17 protein-coding genes are annotated in these 16,734 nt (G+C 39.6%); 10 read left to right on the forward strand and 7 right to left on the reverse strand.

Annotation, left to right across the window (positions count from 1 at the left end; translation table 11 throughout):
- Nucleotides 1–16 precede the first annotated feature (16 nt).
- Together C4E06_RS06570 and C4E06_RS06575 are read right to left on the reverse strand one after the other, a co-directional pair.
- Nucleotides 17–1,216 (reverse strand): sodium-dependent bicarbonate transport family permease, encoded by a 1,200-nt coding sequence (locus C4E06_RS06570; protein WP_107667335.1) that lies wholly within the window; start codon nucleotides 1,214–1,216, stop codon nucleotides 17–19.
- A 549-nt stretch (nucleotides 1,217–1,765) separates the two neighbouring features.
- Complete coding sequence (locus C4E06_RS06575) at nucleotides 1,766–2,008, reverse strand: hypothetical protein (RefSeq protein WP_107667336.1); 243 nt, start codon at nucleotides 2,006–2,008, stop codon at nucleotides 1,766–1,768.
- Nucleotides 2,009–2,582: 574 nt separating this feature from the next.
- Between C4E06_RS06575 and C4E06_RS06580 the strand changes: the two genes are divergently transcribed.
- The 3 genes from C4E06_RS06580 (at nucleotide 2,583) to C4E06_RS27675 (ending at nucleotide 5,009) form a co-directional block, all read left to right on the forward strand.
- Nucleotides 2,583–2,900, forward strand: coding sequence for a hypothetical protein (locus C4E06_RS06580; RefSeq protein WP_107667337.1), 318 nt, complete (start codon nucleotides 2,583–2,585; stop codon nucleotides 2,898–2,900).
- A gap of 197 nt (nucleotides 2,901–3,097) precedes the next feature.
- A complete protein-coding gene (locus C4E06_RS06585) occupies nucleotides 3,098–4,195 on the forward strand; it encodes a glycosyl transferase (RefSeq protein WP_107667338.1) in 1,098 nt (365 codons plus the stop codon).
- Nucleotides 4,196–4,421: 226 nt separating this feature from the next.
- Entirely contained in the window at nucleotides 4,422–5,009 is a 588-nt protein-coding gene (locus C4E06_RS27675; protein WP_198648375.1) for a PEP-CTERM sorting domain-containing protein, read from the forward strand.
- On the opposite strand, the gene C4E06_RS06595 is transcribed toward C4E06_RS27675, so the two are convergent.
- The 5 genes from C4E06_RS06595 to C4E06_RS06615 form a co-directional block, all read right to left on the reverse strand.
- The gene (locus tag C4E06_RS06595; RefSeq protein WP_107667366.1) at nucleotides 5,006–6,358 is read right to left on the reverse strand and encodes a glycerol acyltransferase; all 1,353 of its coding nucleotides are present in this window, start codon (nucleotides 6,356–6,358) and stop codon (nucleotides 5,006–5,008) included. The genes C4E06_RS27675 and C4E06_RS06595 overlap by 4 nt on opposite strands.
- Nucleotide 6,359: 1 nt before the next feature.
- Nucleotides 6,360–7,055, reverse strand: a complete 696-nt coding sequence (locus C4E06_RS06600; RefSeq protein WP_107667339.1) for a PspA/IM30 family protein — start codon at nucleotides 7,053–7,055, stop codon at nucleotides 6,360–6,362.
- 74 nt (nucleotides 7,056–7,129) lie between these two features.
- Complete coding sequence (locus C4E06_RS06605; protein ID WP_107667340.1) at nucleotides 7,130–8,140, reverse strand: hypothetical protein; 1,011 nt, start codon at nucleotides 8,138–8,140, stop codon at nucleotides 7,130–7,132.
- Between the two features lie 140 nt (nucleotides 8,141–8,280).
- Nucleotides 8,281–9,510, reverse strand: coding sequence for a bifunctional oligoribonuclease/PAP phosphatase NrnA (locus C4E06_RS06610; protein WP_107667341.1), 1,230 nt, complete (start codon nucleotides 9,508–9,510; stop codon nucleotides 8,281–8,283).
- 266 nt (nucleotides 9,511–9,776) lie between these two features.
- Nucleotides 9,777–10,316 carry a hypothetical protein gene (locus C4E06_RS06615; protein ID WP_107667342.1) on the reverse strand — a complete coding sequence of 180 codons (540 nt, stop codon included), beginning with the start codon at nucleotides 10,314–10,316 and terminating at the stop codon, nucleotides 9,777–9,779.
- 358 nt (nucleotides 10,317–10,674) lie between these two features.
- Here C4E06_RS06615 and C4E06_RS06620 point away from each other — a divergent pair, with 358 nt between their 5' ends.
- From C4E06_RS06620 to C4E06_RS06650, 7 genes are all read left to right on the forward strand, one after another.
- Nucleotides 10,675–11,463: an ABC-2 family transporter protein gene (locus C4E06_RS06620; protein ID WP_107667343.1), complete on the forward strand. Its 789-nt coding sequence runs from the start codon at nucleotides 10,675–10,677 to the stop codon at nucleotides 11,461–11,463.
- A 37-nt stretch (nucleotides 11,464–11,500) separates the two neighbouring features.
- Nucleotides 11,501–13,582: a penicillin acylase family protein gene (locus C4E06_RS06625; RefSeq protein ID WP_107667344.1), complete on the forward strand. Its 2,082-nt coding sequence runs from the start codon at nucleotides 11,501–11,503 to the stop codon at nucleotides 13,580–13,582.
- A gap of 76 nt (nucleotides 13,583–13,658) precedes the next feature.
- A complete protein-coding gene (gene def / locus C4E06_RS06630; RefSeq protein ID WP_107667345.1) occupies nucleotides 13,659–14,222 on the forward strand; it encodes a peptide deformylase in 564 nt (187 codons plus the stop codon).
- A gap of 100 nt (nucleotides 14,223–14,322) precedes the next feature.
- Entirely contained in the window at nucleotides 14,323–14,520 is a 198-nt protein-coding gene (locus tag C4E06_RS06635) for a hypothetical protein (RefSeq protein WP_107667346.1), read from the forward strand.
- Between the two features lie 604 nt (nucleotides 14,521–15,124).
- On the forward strand, nucleotides 15,125–15,475 hold the full coding sequence (locus C4E06_RS06640; RefSeq protein ID WP_107667347.1) for a Mo-dependent nitrogenase C-terminal domain-containing protein: 351 nt from the start codon (nucleotides 15,125–15,127) through the stop codon (nucleotides 15,473–15,475).
- Between the two features lie 79 nt (nucleotides 15,476–15,554).
- A complete protein-coding gene (locus C4E06_RS06645; protein WP_107667348.1) occupies nucleotides 15,555–16,325 on the forward strand; it encodes a hypothetical protein in 771 nt (256 codons plus the stop codon).
- A 43-nt stretch (nucleotides 16,326–16,368) separates the two neighbouring features.
- A complete protein-coding gene (locus tag C4E06_RS06650) occupies nucleotides 16,369–16,620 on the forward strand; it encodes a hypothetical protein (protein ID WP_107667349.1) in 252 nt (83 codons plus the stop codon).
- The last annotated feature ends 114 nt before the right edge of the window (nucleotides 16,621–16,734 follow it).

Here is a 16,734-nt window from a genome sequence, read left to right on the forward strand (position 1 = left end):
TGCAACCCGTCTGGGATCAGCCACCCATCAGCGCCTGACCAAGTCCAATGAACAGGGGGATTCCTAAAGCAATTGCAACCGGGGTACCTACTGCTGTGGATGCACCGATGTAGGCAGAGGGATTGGCTGAGGGGATACCGCCTCTTAAAGTAGGAGGACCCGAAATGTCTGAACTGGAGGAAGCAATGACGGCTAGGATGACAACACCACCTGCACTGAATCCCGTGGCATAGTGGGCAATCATGCCGAGACCGAAGGCAATGAAACCATGCAGTAAAGGTGCAATAAAAGCATACACGGCGTACCATTGGGCTACTTTGCGTAGCTCGTTAACTCTTGCCGTTGCTTCCATACCCATTACGATCATTAGGATCGAAAGCAGTCCGCGGAAAAGAGGCTCGTAGAAGCTTTCATAGACACTTTCAGGTCGGGTTAACAGACCTAGAGCAAGGCCGAGTAATAATGCTGATAAAGCAGAACCCTGAAGGCTGTCTTTAATAATCGGCCATATTTCCACCCGATTCTCGCGATCTTCGCTAGGATAGCCACTGGCAGTAATGCGTTGGTTACTAGGATGTCCCCCTGAGCTACTTCCTGAGGGACTGCCTTGATTCATCATATAAGCATCTGCAGTACCACCCTGCTCCATGGCATAAGCAGTTGTTGCAACTTGCTCCTCACCATAAAACTCCTGCTTGCTACGATATTCATCTGCAGCAGCCCGCTTCTTCTTGTTACTGGTATAAATGCTGGCCAAGACGATCGCAGTCACAAGGGCTGGGATGTCCATAAAGGGATAGAGTGCCGCAGACCAAGCTTCGTATTCCATCCCTTGCGCGTCGAGTACCGCCAGGCCCGCAGCAAGGGTAGAACCACTCACCGCACCGAACAAGCCTCCAGTGGCAATGGCATCGACAACTTTGATATTTGGCAACTTGGCCAAGGTGTAGCGCGCGATAAAGACGATCAGAATACCGATTAATACGGCAAACACTGCAGGCAACAGCATCTCAGTTATGTTGGACTCGCGGATCGCAATCCCGCCCTTTAAACCAACTTTAATGAGTAGCATGAAAACGATGAACTTATAGATCGCATCTGGAATTTGCAGTCGGCTACTGACGGCAGCTGCCACTGCACCACCAATGAGAAAGCCGAGGGTGGGAGACTGCAATTGCGCCACGAATTTCGTCAAGAAATCGGATAAGAAATCCATTAATACCTCCTTTCTCCTCATCTAAAGAGGAGTAACTATTGTGATAAGTGAACTTTTAAAATTAGGGGTGGGGTACGTTACTGCTACAGCATAGGTACTGTGGGAGAACCTATTAACAGAATGGTCAGAGATGGTTGCTTTCCTCACTAGGTTGCAAGCTAATATCTGTCCTACATCACCCTTCATATACTTCGATCTATTAAGAGCGAAATTTGTATGTGTTTAAGTCTATCATTAAAAGTGAAAATTTTTACGTTTCCTCAAATGAATTTGAAACGCAATCTCTAATTCAACTCATAAGTTTTTCTTTTTATTGGGCGATCCCCGCCTCTGATTAATGTGAATTGCGATCGCTCTATCTGGGTAATCATCCCATCGAAGACATTTTCCAAGACTGCCAAAGATATGAACAATGTCAAACACGAATTTTTGTACTGCTATATATATAAGGTAAATAAGGCAAAGGGCAAAAGTGTTTCTCTTGCCTGTTGCCTTTTATCTTTAAAATGTCTTAAGAAAAATAGCTAGCCCCTAGGATGGGTTTTATGATTAATCCACTGGCAATACCAATGATTCTGTTGGTGGGGTCGGTTCTAAGGGGGGACTGTAACGAGCAGCGTTAATCCAAATGACGGAAAGCAGTAAACCAACACCGCAACCCATCAAAAAGATCCAACCGTGGGAGGGTTCTAAAACACAAAGCAAACGACGATTACTGCCATATACCTGTACGAGCCATCCCTCATTCGTCTCCAACTTTGGCTGTGACTGCTTCGATTCAAACTGATTCATGATTTTCGCTCCATACTGGTTGTTTGTATCCCTTACAGGTCACTTGCGTGTATGCAACGGAACACCCGCCGACAACTCACCTGTGTGATGTGTGTAGCGGCTTTCAGAATAGTGGTTATGTCTTTGAACTGTTTTTGCTTAATTGATAGATATAAGGCTATCGTTCAAGCAAAAACCATATTTTTAAGTTTATGCAATGCTCGGGCAACAAGCAACATTTTTGATAACCTCTTGCTTCAAACTTACGGAATCTTTTGATAACCGAAACTTATCACTTGAACCAGAGCAGCTATACCGCACCTCATCCCTGTGGTCTCTGCAATCTGATTTTGACATATTGCAGACGTTACATAAAAACTAAACAAGGAAGTAGAAAACATCTATCAATGGTGGTTACAGTACCAAACAGATAAGTGTTGTTTATAAAATACTTCGGCTAATCTGAGTCAATCTTTTTCAACTGAGGGTAGTGTATTGGCCTATCTTTGGCATAAACTAAAAGGTATGGTTCAAGGCAAAACCATAGATTCTTGTCTTGAGTTGTTACAACAAAATGCGTTAAGAGGTAACCTACATGACCCAAAAAGCCTGCAAACTCGTTATCGTCACCGAAAAGGTACTGCTCAAAAAGATCGCCAAGATCATCGAGCAAGCCGGAGCGACCGGTTATACGGTGGTGGCCGCTGGCGGTAAAGGCAGTCGTGGCGTGCGCTCGTCAGGAGAGCCCACTGTTAGCGATGCCTTCTCGAATGTAAAATTTGAGGTACTCACCCCCAATCGGGATATGGCCGTCAAGATTTCCGATGAAGTCGCAGCCAAGTTTTTCGACGATTATTCGGGCATCGCCTATATCTGTAACGTGATGGAGGTACTCCACGCGCACACGTTCTAACTAAAAGTGGGACTCGTTTAGTCCAAAACAAGGCTCAAACTCTTATGGTCTCATCATGAGAACCTCACCACCTTTGAACACTCAATCCGAGAGTCTCAGTCCTGCTGATAATGCTTCAGGTCCAGGCTCTCGGAAAGATTTCCTGAGACAATGGGTAACAGTTAGCACTCACCAGTCAGAAGTCAAGATAATTCATAATGACCCAAGTTACTACTAACAATAGACCGATTATTTATTTAGCTGCCACGGGCCATGGTTATGGTCACGCGGTGCGCATTTCTACGGTGGCCGATGCCCTTTTAAAATTGCGCCCTGATACTCTATTAATTATGGTAACCACAGCCCCCAGGTGGTTATTAGAATCTTATATTTCAGGGGATTTTATTTATCGTCCGTTGGCTTTTGATGTAGGGGTAATTCAATCAGATAGTTTTAAAATGGATAAAGCTGCAACCCTCAACAAAATGCAGGAAATCTATACAAAACGTCAAGCTTTGATGGCAGCAGAAATTAATTTTATTAAGACCAATCAAGTTGATTTGATTTTAGCTGATATTCCCCCGTTAATGGCACCCATTGCCCAACTTGCCGGAGTTCGGTGTTATATGATGAGCAATTTTGGCTGGGATTTTATATATGAAGCTTGGGGAGAAGAATGGAAAGATATCGTTAATTGGATTAAAGATTGTTATCAACAATGCGATCGCTTATTTCGTCTGCCGATGGCTGAACCCATGAATGCCTTTAATGCTATCACCGATGTGGGTTTAACGGGCGGAAACCCTCGTTATAATATTGATGATTTAAAAGACAAGTTTAACCTAACCGCTTCTCCAGAAAAAACTATTTTATTAACCTTTGGCGGCTTGGGATTACAACAAATTCCTTATGATAATTTAGCTCAATTTTCGGATTGGCAATTTATTACTTTTGATCGTAATGCACCCCCATTAAACAATCTTATTAAAATTACCGAGCCTTTGTATCGTCCTGTTGATTTTATGCCTTTATGTGGTCGGGTTATGTCTAAACCGGGATTTAGCACCTTTGCTGAAGCGATGCGCTTAGATATTCCCATCGTTTCTTTAGTTAGAAATGATTTTGCTGAAGCAGCTTTGTTATTAGAAGGCATTGAAAATTATGCTGAGCATCAAATTGTTGAAACAGAAGGCTTTTTTCAAGGAGATTGGGACTTTTTAAAACAAGATCCTAATCCTCCAAGAATAGGGAAAAATATACCTAAAGATGGATGTACAGTCATTGCTAAAGCTATATTAGACCAAGTTAATAATTAGCAATTAATATTCCAAAAGTATCATAAAATTTTTATTAAATCTATCCTAAAAGTGATAAGCAAACTTCTGCAATGTTAGAGATTTCTCGGTCAAAAGTACCACACCTGCTCTATTAAATTTACCCTAAAAGTTATAGATAAACTTATGCCATAAGTTATAAAAAAAAGATAATAAGACTCCTTAGGATGATTGTAATAAAGAAATTTTGAGGAGTTTTATACAAATTATGGCAAGTAAAAAAATATTATCTATTTTTATTCTGGGAATTGCTTTAGTAACTTGTGGAAATTCTCCTGCTCAAGCTGGTGTACTCAATGCTACATCTGAACACAATGAAACCCCTGTACAGGATACTTTATTAGATTTTCTTAATAGTTTGTACACCTTATTGAATGGGTTTAATAGTAATATAGCAACAACAGAGCCTTTAGTAACAGGAAATAACTACAGTCCAGATATTTTTGAAGACAATTTTACTTCTGAGTTTAAAGGAGTTTTTTCGTTTCAAGGTCAAGGTCAAGGTCAAAATTTGGCTTTTGTTGAGTCAGCCCAACCGACAGAATCTGAAGATAGTGTTGTGTTCAACGTTTATTATTTTAATGTTTACCCTAATACTGAAACTGAAACATTAACAGTCTCTAATACAGAATCAGATGTTGAAGATACAGTCTCTAATATAGGATCAACTGTTGAAGAATCTGTACCAGTCGAGCCTGTACCTGAACCTTTAACCATTTTAGGCGCAGGGGTTGCCGTTGCATTTGGTACTTTATTTAAACGAGAATTAAGTAACAAAAAGAAAAAGTCTACTTAAGAGTGAATAATCAACTTATCCAAAGCATCTTGTAAGTCTTGGGTTAAGTGGGTTACCCCTTGACGACGATTCTTTTTATAACCCTCAAATCGATCAGACACCGAGATGGGATCACCGACGGTTATTTGTGCTTGTTGAGGCCCGAGTTGAGGACGAGATAAGGGATTTTCCCCTTTAATTTTTGCCACGAAATCCCATAATAACAGAACCGTATCGGCAAACCGTTCGGCTGTGGGTTTATCTTTGACGTAATAACCGGTTACGGCCACAAAAGACTCCACTAAGCGCATATGCCACATTCTTAAACTGGCTTCTTCAGCAACGCGATCGCCTAATCCTTTATCCACTGATGATAATTGATTGATATCTTTAAAATCATCGCGATAAATATACTCCCATCCGGCTTGTTCTAAACGACGACAGCGATCAATCATGTTTCCTTTCGGTTTGAGATTAAAGTAAGTTTCGGCCACTTCTAAGCCAACATTCAATAATTTTTCTAATCTCTCTTGTAAACTTTGTTCTGATAGGTCTGGTAAGGTTTGATGATAAAATTGTCGATAAAAATTTTCCATGATCCCTAAACAATGTTCCCCTAACCCATATAACCTTTCATACAATTTTGAAGGGTCTAAAGAATGATTTTGGGTAGAAATTCCCACATCTTTTTCTAATTGAGATAATAATTGTTCAATGGGTTCCCAAGGAGGAGATAGATAGAAATATTGAATGCCAATGGGAACAATAAACACCGTTTCTTTGCGGTTAGCTTTCTGTACATCCTCTGCACACCAAAACCCCAATTGAGAGATCCCCGGTTCTAGGGGACTAATAATTTCATTATGCCCGTTTGTGGCTCCTTCTGGGGCGGCTGCCATGGGAAATTGACCGTTAACAAATAACTCCCTTGCTGAACGTAACCCAGGAATATCTAACTTACCCCTTTGTATGGAAGTTCCTCCTAATTGAGAGTATAACCAACCCACCCCAGAGCCAGCCCATAAAGGAATACCGCGATCATAAATAAAATGAGAATGAGGTAAATTTTTTAAAGTAATTTTCTTTTGTTTTGCGATGATTGGTAGTAGTTTCCAGACTAAATATCCCATACAATAAGGGTCATTGACACTGGGATGACGAAAGGCCATTAAAAAGCGAATGTTTCCTGCTTGAAATTGTTGATAAAGGTCTGCTAATTGTTCAATATTTTTGCCTTCAATTTCTTTGATCGTCGTTTGCCATTGTAACCATAAGGGTAATAAAGTTTTGACACCACGCCAGATCCAGGGGTTAAAATCGGGGGGAATGTATTCTAAAGGGGGTTGAGCATGAATTGAGGTTGGATTCATTTTATAATTGATCAAGTTTAGACCTAAGTTCGTCAATTTCTGCTTGGGATTTTTTTCCTTTTAATTTTGCCATTTCTTTTTCGACTTTTTTACTATTTTCTAACTCCATAAATTTGCTTTCTAAGGGATCAGGAATTTTGCCCATTAGTTCTGATTGGGTTTCTAGTTCTAAAATTTGTTGATCAATTCTTTCAAAAAGATTCTCAGAACTATAAGGATCAAAGTTTCCTAACACTTCATTCAGTTTTTGAGAGGCCATAGCAGACCGAAGTCGGGCCAAATAAAGATTCTTTTTGGCCTTGGCTTCTCGTTCTTTATGCTCAACTTTTCTTAACTCATTTTTGAGTCTCTGAATAATTTCATTTTGTTCGGTCAGTTGGCTTTGAATACTATCAGCTTGTTGTTGATAAGATTGACGTTTCATTAACGCTTCTCTGGCTAAAGCTTCACTCCCTTTTGATAGGGCTAACTCTGCCCGTTCGTACCAAGTTTCGGCCGCTTTTTCGTAACGAGATAATTGACGCTCTGCACTTTTGTGAGTAGCGATCGCTTCTGCTAAAGCCCGACGCATAGCAATCAATTCTTGTTCCATATGAGCGATGGCATCTTCTAAGAGTTTTTCGGGGTCTTCTGCTTCGTAAACTAAACTATTGAGATGACCCCTCACCACCCGACTCATTCTTTCTAACCATCCCATTTTTATTTCTCCTAACTCTTTTTATTGTAGCCTCTGTTAACAGTGTACCAAGGACTTTATGGAGATGTTTGAGATCATTCAATCTTGATTCTTGGAGAGACTTGGGAGTCTAACACTTCTCGTTGTTGAAGTTGTTCAAGATGTTGCACTTGTTTGGGTAATAATTCGTCAGGAAGTTCATTCATTCCGTTTTGCATTTCTAAACGAGTTTTATGATTAAACCCTAGAGGAATATTACTTTGATTATTTTCTTCTATTTTTAACTGTTGTTTAATGGCTTGACGAACTTGTTCATCTTCAGACATCCCTGCGCCACTGTTAGGAGGAGGTGGGGGTTCAATGGCCAGGGTGGGAACTGTTGTGGGTTGAGGGGCCGACGGTAGAGGACGAGGAATGTCAGCAATGGGAATAGTCGAAGGGCGTACAGGGGCTGTTCTTGGGGCTTGAGGCACTTTTAAAGGGCTTGTAGCCATTGGATACGGGTTAGGAGTTTGGGGTTGTAGAGATGGGGGTAAAATGGCATTGGTCAAACTTGGGGGTTGATTGACATTGACCACTGTTTCTTTTGGCGTTTGAGGGGTTTTGGCTACCGTTTGAGGAGACTGGGGAGAGGGGTTAGAGACGGTACTCAGTGCGTCTAACATCACTCGATTTGAAGGGTTTCTGGCAATGTTAAGACTTTTGGGAATGGATAAATTAGTGGCAGAGGTATCAACGGGAAGATTAGCGGACTCAGGTGGTTGAGGGGTTTGCTGAATTTTCCATAACTGCACCCCACCAAGGATTAAGTTAGTCACGATAATCAAAGATAATGATCCCATTCCCCAAGGGGTACTTAAAGAGGTTAACCCTTGTTTTAACCATAGAAGTAAGGGATCATCATTAAGGGGGTGAGGGGTTTGATCCTCTTCGACGGGATAATAGGTTAGGTTAATGGTGTTTTCATCTTCATGGATGGAAGAGGGGTTAGTCTGTGTTTCTGCGATGATTTCTGCGTCAATGGGTTGATCTTCAGGGTTATTAGGGGTTTGGGTGCTTTGATCTGGGGTATTCTCAACTGAGTTAAGATTATGATTAGGATTCATGGTATAACAAGGATTTTATTAGGGACTCAAGTATTGCTTCAATTATTTATATGTTCATGTTAACATATTCTAGAGTAAATCTCAGCTAATTGAGATCCCTTCCTTGAACAGTGACTGATAACTGGTCACGGATCACTGCGTTAAGCGTGAACCACTTCATTTTTAGGGTTAACTAACCTTAGGAGTTTTTGCTTGAGTTGAGTATCGACTAATTCCCATTTCAGCTTAGTATAGTCGCTGTTATCGTTACTACCGCCAAAAAAGCCCATGGAAATCTCAAATCCGCCGGCCATTTCCCGGCCACCGCCATAGTAACGGCCTTGGGGATTTTTTCCTAGGGCTTCTTTGAGAAATTCATCGGGGTCAAGGGTTAGTTTATGGGTGCGTAAAGAACCGATTACCACTTCGATGTCATGATCTTCGTCATGAATAATGCCATAAACGACGGCCGTATGGATATTTTCTTCTGTGACGAGAAAGTCCGCTGCTTGGGGAATAGCATCTCGATCTTCATACCGTAAATAACCCACGCCGGCAATGGAAAAGTTATTTTGAATGAAACGATTTTTTAGCGATCGCTCAATCACATCCATGACACGATGGGACCTGGCTGACTGTAACACCGCATTTAATAACTGAGGATCATAAATGCGAGATAAATAGGCTGCCGCCAGTAAGTCTTGTTCTTGGGCCTGTCGTAAACCATTGGTATCCGAACGAAGGCCATGCATTAAGGCGGTGGCACATTTAACATGGGTGGTATTGTTACTGTTGAAGTCTAATAAATCGGCTTGGATATATTGGGTGAGAATAGTGGCAGTTGCCCGAATTTTTGGCCTTAAATCGGTAAATTCTGCTTGGATATTCCCCTGTTTGCTATGATGATCCATGACGATCACAATGGGGATTTTAGCCTGTTTGACGTAAGGCATTAATTGACTGGTGTTACCCTGAGAATCGACCAATACACATCCTTGGTAAATGGATAAATCCCGATCTTTGAGGCTATTGGTACTCCACCGCGTTGCGGGTAACCCTGTCAGTTTGACTAGGGCAATGTTTTCCTGGTGAGACAGAGTTCCTGCATAGACAATGTCGCATTCTATCTCGTAGGGTTGCGCCATTAATTGATAAGCCCAAGCACTTGAAAGGGCATCAGGATCAGGAAAATCCTGAATCACGACGATATGACGTTCCCCCCGATGATTTTCTAAGGTTTGTTGCAGTTTCTGCGCTAGTTTTCCCAAGGACAGATATTGACTCCCTGTTTCTTGTTCTGCTCCTATGTTACCTTCTGCTTGGTTAATGGTCGATGGTAATTGATTGGGTTTGTTATTGTTACCGTTGGGTGTGAGTAAGGATGATTTCATCGGTTAAAGTTGAGTTCGGGAATGATTTTATCTATGTAATTAAGATAACTTGAGGTAAGCATTTACCTTTTCTTGACTAATTTGTATAACTATCGGTAGATTGATAAAAGATAAATAGTATTAATAAAATCTAAATGTATATCTGACCACTTTATTTGTTTATTTCCTCATTATCATTCTATCGAAATTCTCATTACAATTCAAGAAACTTGCTGAATTGCTTAATCCAGTCTCCAAAGAAAAAAACATTAGAAAAAATTAATATTTTAAGAATCGTTGACATTTTCTTGAAATCCTAACATTTCATTCATCTCAATTGCACTGAAGCCATGTTGTTTTAAATGGTTTTTTGACCATTCTAAGGAATTTTTATTCAAAGATAAATAATCTTTTAAACAATTATGTAAACTTTTAACTTGTTCAATAGCATTCGTATCTTCTTTAATATTACTGTAGAGAACAATCAGCAAATTAGTCCCATCTAGCAAAGATAATTTTTCCACTTTTTCTTTAATTACAGTTTGACAAATTTCTGATTTATTTGAACTATTAGTCACAAAAAAACTACTTAATGGCCAATCTAAAAATCTATTTTTAAATTGATCCCCTTGTGAGTGATTAATGCTGATCGGAGAAGTAGTTAAATAAGTAATATAGCTTAAGTTATCCATCCATTTATTCTGAATTTCGAGGAAATTTTCTTGAGATTTACCTCTTAATCTGACACCATCGACTAGATTCGATTTAACACGATAATTGCGATACATTCCATCACAACAAACATTAACTAATGTACGAAAAATCATCAAGGATTTTTCAGTATTGCCCCATTGTGATTTATCATAATTCCAATACGCTATTTCCTGGGAATCAAAATCTAGCAGAATATGAACTATCAAAAAATAACATTAGCTATTCCAGATATTTCTATAGAAAACAACTCCCCAGAAGACAAAAATCTTAAATAGATTATAAAAAAGTTTTACAATTTGTAACGGCTGTTATTTAAAGTTACATCTAAATTAGCATTTTTAGCAAACATTATCAGTACGAAGGCGTACCGATCATATAATCCTGTAATATATTGAAACCTCTTGATGACTACTGATTTTTACTTATAATACAATTAAAAACCCAATTTTGCACATTCTATTAAGATAACTTATGCGCTGGTTAATTAAAAAAGTCGCCTCTTTTCTTTCTGTTTATTATGCTCATATGTTAGAGTATCGAGCAGAAATCTTTTTTTGGGTGCTTTCAGGTTCCCTTCCTATTATTTTAATGGGAGTGTGGATAAAAGCGGCTCAAGGGGGAGATTTTTCTTTAAGTTCCGTAGAATTTGCTCGTTATTTTTTCTGCGTTTTTCAAGTACGTCAATTTACTAATGTTTGGGTTATTTGGGATTTTGAAAAAGAAGTCATTGAAGGAAAATTATCCTTTAAATTATTATATCCGGTTGATCCAGCTTGGTATCATGTCGCCAGACATATTGCTGAGAAAATAACACGGTTTCCCATTGCTATTTTGATTACCTTATTATTCTTTTGGTTATATCCTCAAGCGGTTTGGATACCCAAGATAAGCAATATTATATTAGGATTAATAGCAGTGATCTTATCCTTCACATTAAGGTTTATTATTCAATATACTTTAGCTATGTTTTGTTTTTGGATAGAAAGGGCTAGTTCAATTCAGCAATTTTGGTTTTTATTTGATATCTTTTTATCAGGAATAACAGCCCCTTTAGATGTATTCCCCCCCGTTATTCGAGATATTGTTTTATTAACGCCTTTTCCTTACACTGTCTATTTTCCAGCCTCTTTATTTATTAATCGTCCCCTGAATGTTACCCTAAGTTTTATCATTATGTTATCCTGGATTATACTATTTTTTATTCTCAACCGTTGGCTATGGAAAAAAGGTTTAAAACAGTATTCAGGAATGGGAGCATAATCAAGTCAAAAGGCAAAAGTTATAAATATATAATAAGATGAAAAAAATTATTACTATTTTTTTAATAACTTTATTGGTAATATTGTTTAGTTTTAATTTTTCTACTATGAGCCAAAATTCAACAGAAATACTTTGGGATACCTGGGGAGTTCCTCATATTTATGCCTCCAATAATATGAGTCTATTTAAAGCATTTGGCTGGTCACAAACGAAAAGTCATGGTAACTTATTATTAAAATTATACGGACAAGCTAGGGGAAAAGCAGCAGAATATTGGGGTATTAATTATCTAGAATCTGATCAATATGTCAGAACAATGGGAATTCCCAAACGAGCCGAACAATGGTATGAACAACAAAGCCCAGAAATGCGAAGCTATTTAGATAGTTTTGCTCAAGGAATTAATGATTATATTCAACAACATCCTGAGGAAATAGAAGCAGACTTAAAACAAGTTTTACCCATCACAGGAACCGATATTTTAGCCCATTTTCAACGGGTTATTTATTTTCACTTTTTAACGAAACCTCAAGACATTAAAGCCTTACAAAATCTCCCCTCACAAGCCGGTTCAAATGCTTGGGCGATCGCACCGAAAAAAGCCTTAAATAATAACTCAATTTTATTAGCTAATCCTCATTTACCCTGGTCAGATTTCTATCTTTGGTACGAAGCCCATTTAACAGCCCCTAATCTCAATTTATATGGTGCAACTTTAGTAGGAATGCCGGTTCTATCTATTGCCTTTAATGATAATTTAGGCTGGACTTTAACCGTTAATCCTATCGATAATACTGATATTTATCAATTAAAATTACAAGAAGAAAATTATCAATTTAATGGAGAATTAAAACCCTTAAAACAAGAGATTGAAACCATCAAGATTCGGCAACCCAATGGAAGCTTTACGGAATTACAAATCGGCATTAAACAATCCATTCATGGGGTAATAATTGAACAACAAAAAAACATCGGTTATGCCTTAAGAGTCGCAGGATTAGATCGCCCTGGAAGTTTAGAACAATTATGGAATATGGGGAAAGCCCAAAATTTAAACCAATTTGAAACAAGTTTACAACAATTACAACTCCCTTTATTCAATGTCATTTATGCCGACAAACAAGATAATATTATGTATGTTTTTAATGGGTTAATTCCCATTCGTTCCCAAGGAAACTGGGAAAATTGGGGAGGTATTATCTCAGGAAATACTTCAGAAACCCTATGGGAAAATTATCACGAATACGAACAATTACCCCGTGTTATTAATCCCGAAAATGGCTGGTTACAAAATACTAATGATCCCCCTTGGACTAGCACTAACCCTCCTCTCTTAAACCCCGAAGATTTTCCCCCCTATTTTGCCCCGAAATATTTAGGACAAGCTCCCAATGTTTTGCGATCGCAGCGTTCCATTGAGTTATTAACCCAGTCCGATCAACTCAGTTTAGAAGACATCATTAACAATAAATTTTCCTCAAAATTATTGATCAGCGATCGCCTATTAGATATCCTGATTTCTACCACCAAAGCATTAGCAAACCCCATCGGGATAGAAGCAGCAGAAGTCTTAGAAAAATGGGACCGTCAAACGAACCCCGATAGTCGCGGTGCGGTACTGTTTATGTTATGGGCAACAACCCTAGAATCAAAAGGACTCTTCTCCAAACCCTGGAACCCCGAAACCCCTTTAGATACCCCCACCGGGTTAGCCGATATTAACACCGCCGTAGCCGTTTTAGAAGGCATTGCAGCCCAAGTTCAACTACTGTATGGGTCCCTTGACGTTCCTTGGGGAGACGTGGTGAGAATGCGCGTCGGAGAGCAAGATGTGGCAGCCAGAGGCGCGCCCGGTAAATTGGGAAGTTTTCAAGTCTTAGAGATACAAGCCGCCCAAGATAAGACCTTTCAAGTGGTTTTCGGGGACAGTTTCATGATGGCCGTAGAATTCTCTGATCCCATTGAGGCCCAAGGGTTAACCGTCTATGGTAACGCCACACAACCCCATTCACCCCACCGAGGAGATCAATTATCCCTATACCAACAAGGAAAAATGCGCCCTATCTGGCGCGATCGCTCAATGGTTGAGCAACATTTAGAATTAAAAGAAACATGGTGACGAAAGTGCTGGCCAGATTTTTGTTAAGATGTAACTAACCAGTCAAGTTATCGTTATTTATCGTCTTGAAATTCCTATGACGAGTGTAATTACAGTCGAAAAAGAAAAGTTAGAAAATCCCCCTTTAGATATTCATGTTCTCGGCGATCGCGTCCTCCGTCAACCGGCTAAACGCATCACCAAAGTCGATGACAGTATTCGCAAATTGGCCAAGGAAATGCTCCAAACCATGTACAGTTCCCATGGTATTGGTTTAGCCGCGCCACAAGTGGCCGTTCATAAACAATTAATCGTGATTGACTGTGAACCCGATAACCCTGAGAATCCTCCTTTAGTTTTAATCAACCCGAAAATCACTCGTGTTTCTCAGGAATTATGCGTAGTAGAAGAAGGATGTCTCAGTATTCCTGGGGTCTACTTAGATGTAACCCGGCCGAAAACCATCGAGGTGTCTTTTAAAGATGAACAAGGAAAACCTCGCAAAATTCAAGCCACTGATTTATTAGCACGAGTCATTCAACACGAAATGGATCACTTGAATGGAGTGATGTTTGTTGATCGGGTAGACAATGACTTAGCCTTAACGGAAAAATTACAAGAAAAAGGCTTTTCTAGAGGAGCCGTTAAACCCGTCAAATAATAGCCCATTGACCCTTGTTTCGTTATTGGTTGGTAGAACCAGAAAACAGTTAGGGTTCAAAATTATCAAGCTCATTCATTGAGGATCAGGAGTAAACATTGTGACCCCCAAAAGCGGTGTATTTTTATTAGGATCATGTATTACAGCCATTGCTGGTGTTGGTTCTGTCTTTGAATTGTCATCAGGAACTCCCGATTTAGGCAACTTAAAAACAGGGGTCATTTTAGCTTTAAGTATTCCCCTAACGGTCTTGTTTTTTGTGGTAGCCGTCAGGGATACTAGAGCCAATATGAAATAAGACACTTATTGGTCAGAACAAAAAATCCTTGTTTTGATCAGCTGTTGGCTTTAAAACGGCTATTTATAGACTAAAACCCTTTCTCCGATGCTCCCTTCCTCGCGCGTTCCCTTGCGCCGTAAGACGGCGCGGGGTCGCTCGTCTCCCTGCTCCCCTGCAGTGTTAACGGTTCATTTAGATGACTAACAGCATAATAACTAAGGTATCCGCTCAGACAATGACCTTCTCAGAATAACTGCGGATACTTAAGCATGGCATTTTTCAAAATTACGCAATCTTGCTGATCTCTTGGCCACACAGAATGGGGATGATCAAAGCAAGGGGATGTAATGATTCTTCAACTTTTTTTCCAAATAACCCCTTGTTGGGTCAGTTATGATAGCAATGTTAGGTTAATCCATCTGAATAACTGTTATGAGTTATACATCTAAATTCTCATCAACATAGGAAAAAATCAATCAGAGAAGATTAACCTGAGCTTAACAATTTTGTCTATCATATTCCTGGCGTTTTTCCCTAACACCTCGAACTTATTACGGAATCATTGACAAATCCTATTTCTTTACAAAAACTATTGCCTTATTAAAGTAATAAGGAATACATCATGAATGTAACAGATTATACCATAAAGAATTTTGTCTTAGGCTGTGGATCTTTTGAGCCTGTTTCTATTTCTAAATGGGTCAAATCTCCAGTATCAAGAATGTTACAATCCTTACGAAATCGCCTCGAGCATCAAGAAATTAGCGATCGCACCTTTGCCCACCGTCTCTGCCGTCTGATCCCCGCTCAATGTCCCTTTGAACGGAAAATTGAGTTTTTTGGTTACGTATTACTCAGTATTCCCCCTCTATGTAAACTAAATCCTCTGTATGACGACTTAATGGCTTTACGCTTCCGCGCCCTTTGTTATCTGGCCGAAGAATGGGGAGAAGATATTAGTCAATACTGTTAAAAACTAATACTAATGTACCCAAAAATTTTTAAATAGTGTACTATGCCTATAGTTACACATTCTTGGGAGCGAAAAAACTATGGCAATTATTCCCCTGAAGGCGTGGTATTTAGGGCAATATGAACCGTTACGGGATGTCATTCAGCGTCCCCCAGACTTACGGTTAAATCGGAATAGTTTACTAAAATCTGCCCTGAGAGCCGACTTTTTGGACGATAAAGAAATCATACAGCAATCTGAATGGTTTCAACGTTATTTAGAAGGGGAAGCCGTAGAATTTTATATAGAAGGGAGTGGCGGTTATACCATTGCCAACCTTGATCTTGTCTCCCAAGAATTGTATCTGAGTAAGCAAGACATTGCCGCCACCTTAGAACCGATCATCTTTTTCAGTGGACAGACAGAATATCCCCACTCTAGTCAGAGGATTCAAACTGTTTTAGACGATACGATTAAGCAGTATAATCAGCGATCGCGTTATCCCCTCAAATTAGAGATTGCCTCTCGTCCCCCAGACACGCCTTTACGACTCAGTGACAGTCAACTGCGGAAACTGCGAAAAAGCTTATTATTCGTGGTGGATGGGACTCCGATTACTCAAATCAAACAAGAGGAGATATCTCGTTTAATTCCCAGTCCTTATATTTGCACTGAACTCGGATACGCCTTACAAAGTAAAGGAGGGGGACAAATCTTATTACTCCATCAACAACGATCAGATGTGTCAGGCCAATGGCCCTTTGATTTGCCGTCCCATCAACAACTAGAGTTTAAGACCTCTGAGGAGTTATCACAAACCTTACCCCAGGTAATAGAAGCTTTATTACAACGGTTTAAATTAGCCCCTTAGTCACGGATAATAGGAAATAAGAAAGTATCTAGGAGCCTTAATTATGCCCAGAAAAGCCGACGAATACGCCGTACACCTATTCCTTTCTAGTGGCCACCGTGAAGAAGTGCGTTTTGCTCAAATTCAAGACTTTCAAAAATGGTATAGTGGCGAGATTGTCCCTAACTTTGATTCTGAACAATTTATCAATGTTCCTATCAAAAACATTCAGGGAGAATATATGGTGGTTCGTCCCTCAAGTATTATGGCGATTCGGGTTGAACCGGTCTTTTTTGGCAGTGTCGAACGGGTTTGATGATAAGTCCCCCTTAACGGGGGAAACATTAATATTATTAGATATTTTTAAGTTAATCGTATAAGAATTTGAGCTATAATTAAGCAGTAGAAATTGTGTTCTTGATGAAATCCT

It is taken from the genome of Cyanothece sp. BG0011 (assembly GCF_003013815.1).
Classification (GTDB): domain Bacteria; phylum Cyanobacteriota; class Cyanobacteriia; order Cyanobacteriales; family Microcystaceae; genus Crocosphaera.

Excerpts from the sequence above, each read along its gene's own strand:
- C4E06_RS06570 (WP_107667335.1), bottom strand. The coding sequence starts at position 1,216 with ATGGATTTCTTATCCGATTTCTTGACGAAATTCGTGGCGCAATTGCAG.
- C4E06_RS06575 (WP_107667336.1), bottom strand. The coding sequence starts at position 2,008 with ATGAATCAGTTTGAATCGAAGCAGTCACAGCCAAAGTTGGAGACGAAT.
- C4E06_RS06580 (WP_107667337.1), top strand. The coding sequence starts at position 2,583 with ATGACCCAAAAAGCCTGCAAACTCGTTATCGTCACCGAAAAGGTACTG.
- C4E06_RS06585 (WP_107667338.1), top strand. The coding sequence starts at position 3,098 with ATGACCCAAGTTACTACTAACAATAGACCGATTATTTATTTAGCTGCC.
- C4E06_RS27675 (WP_198648375.1), top strand. The coding sequence starts at position 4,422 with ATGGCAAGTAAAAAAATATTATCTATTTTTATTCTGGGAATTGCTTTA.
- C4E06_RS06595 (WP_107667366.1), bottom strand. The coding sequence starts at position 6,358 with ATGAATCCAACCTCAATTCATGCTCAACCCCCTTTAGAATACATTCCC.
- C4E06_RS06600 (WP_107667339.1), bottom strand. The coding sequence starts at position 7,055 with ATGGGATGGTTAGAAAGAATGAGTCGGGTGGTGAGGGGTCATCTCAAT.
- C4E06_RS06605 (WP_107667340.1), bottom strand. The coding sequence starts at position 8,140 with ATGAATCCTAATCATAATCTTAACTCAGTTGAGAATACCCCAGATCAA.
- C4E06_RS06610 (WP_107667341.1), bottom strand. The coding sequence starts at position 9,510 with ATGAAATCATCCTTACTCACACCCAACGGTAACAATAACAAACCCAAT.
- C4E06_RS06615 (WP_107667342.1), bottom strand. The coding sequence starts at position 10,316 with ATGATTTTTCGTACATTAGTTAATGTTTGTTGTGATGGAATGTATCGC.
- C4E06_RS06620 (WP_107667343.1), top strand. The coding sequence starts at position 10,675 with ATGCGCTGGTTAATTAAAAAAGTCGCCTCTTTTCTTTCTGTTTATTAT.
- C4E06_RS06625 (WP_107667344.1), top strand. The coding sequence starts at position 11,501 with ATGAAAAAAATTATTACTATTTTTTTAATAACTTTATTGGTAATATTG.
- def (WP_107667345.1), top strand. The coding sequence starts at position 13,659 with ATGACGAGTGTAATTACAGTCGAAAAAGAAAAGTTAGAAAATCCCCCT.
- C4E06_RS06640 (WP_107667347.1), top strand. The coding sequence starts at position 15,125 with ATGAATGTAACAGATTATACCATAAAGAATTTTGTCTTAGGCTGTGGA.
- C4E06_RS06645 (WP_107667348.1), top strand. The coding sequence starts at position 15,555 with ATGGCAATTATTCCCCTGAAGGCGTGGTATTTAGGGCAATATGAACCG.
- C4E06_RS06650 (WP_107667349.1), top strand. The coding sequence starts at position 16,369 with ATGCCCAGAAAAGCCGACGAATACGCCGTACACCTATTCCTTTCTAGT.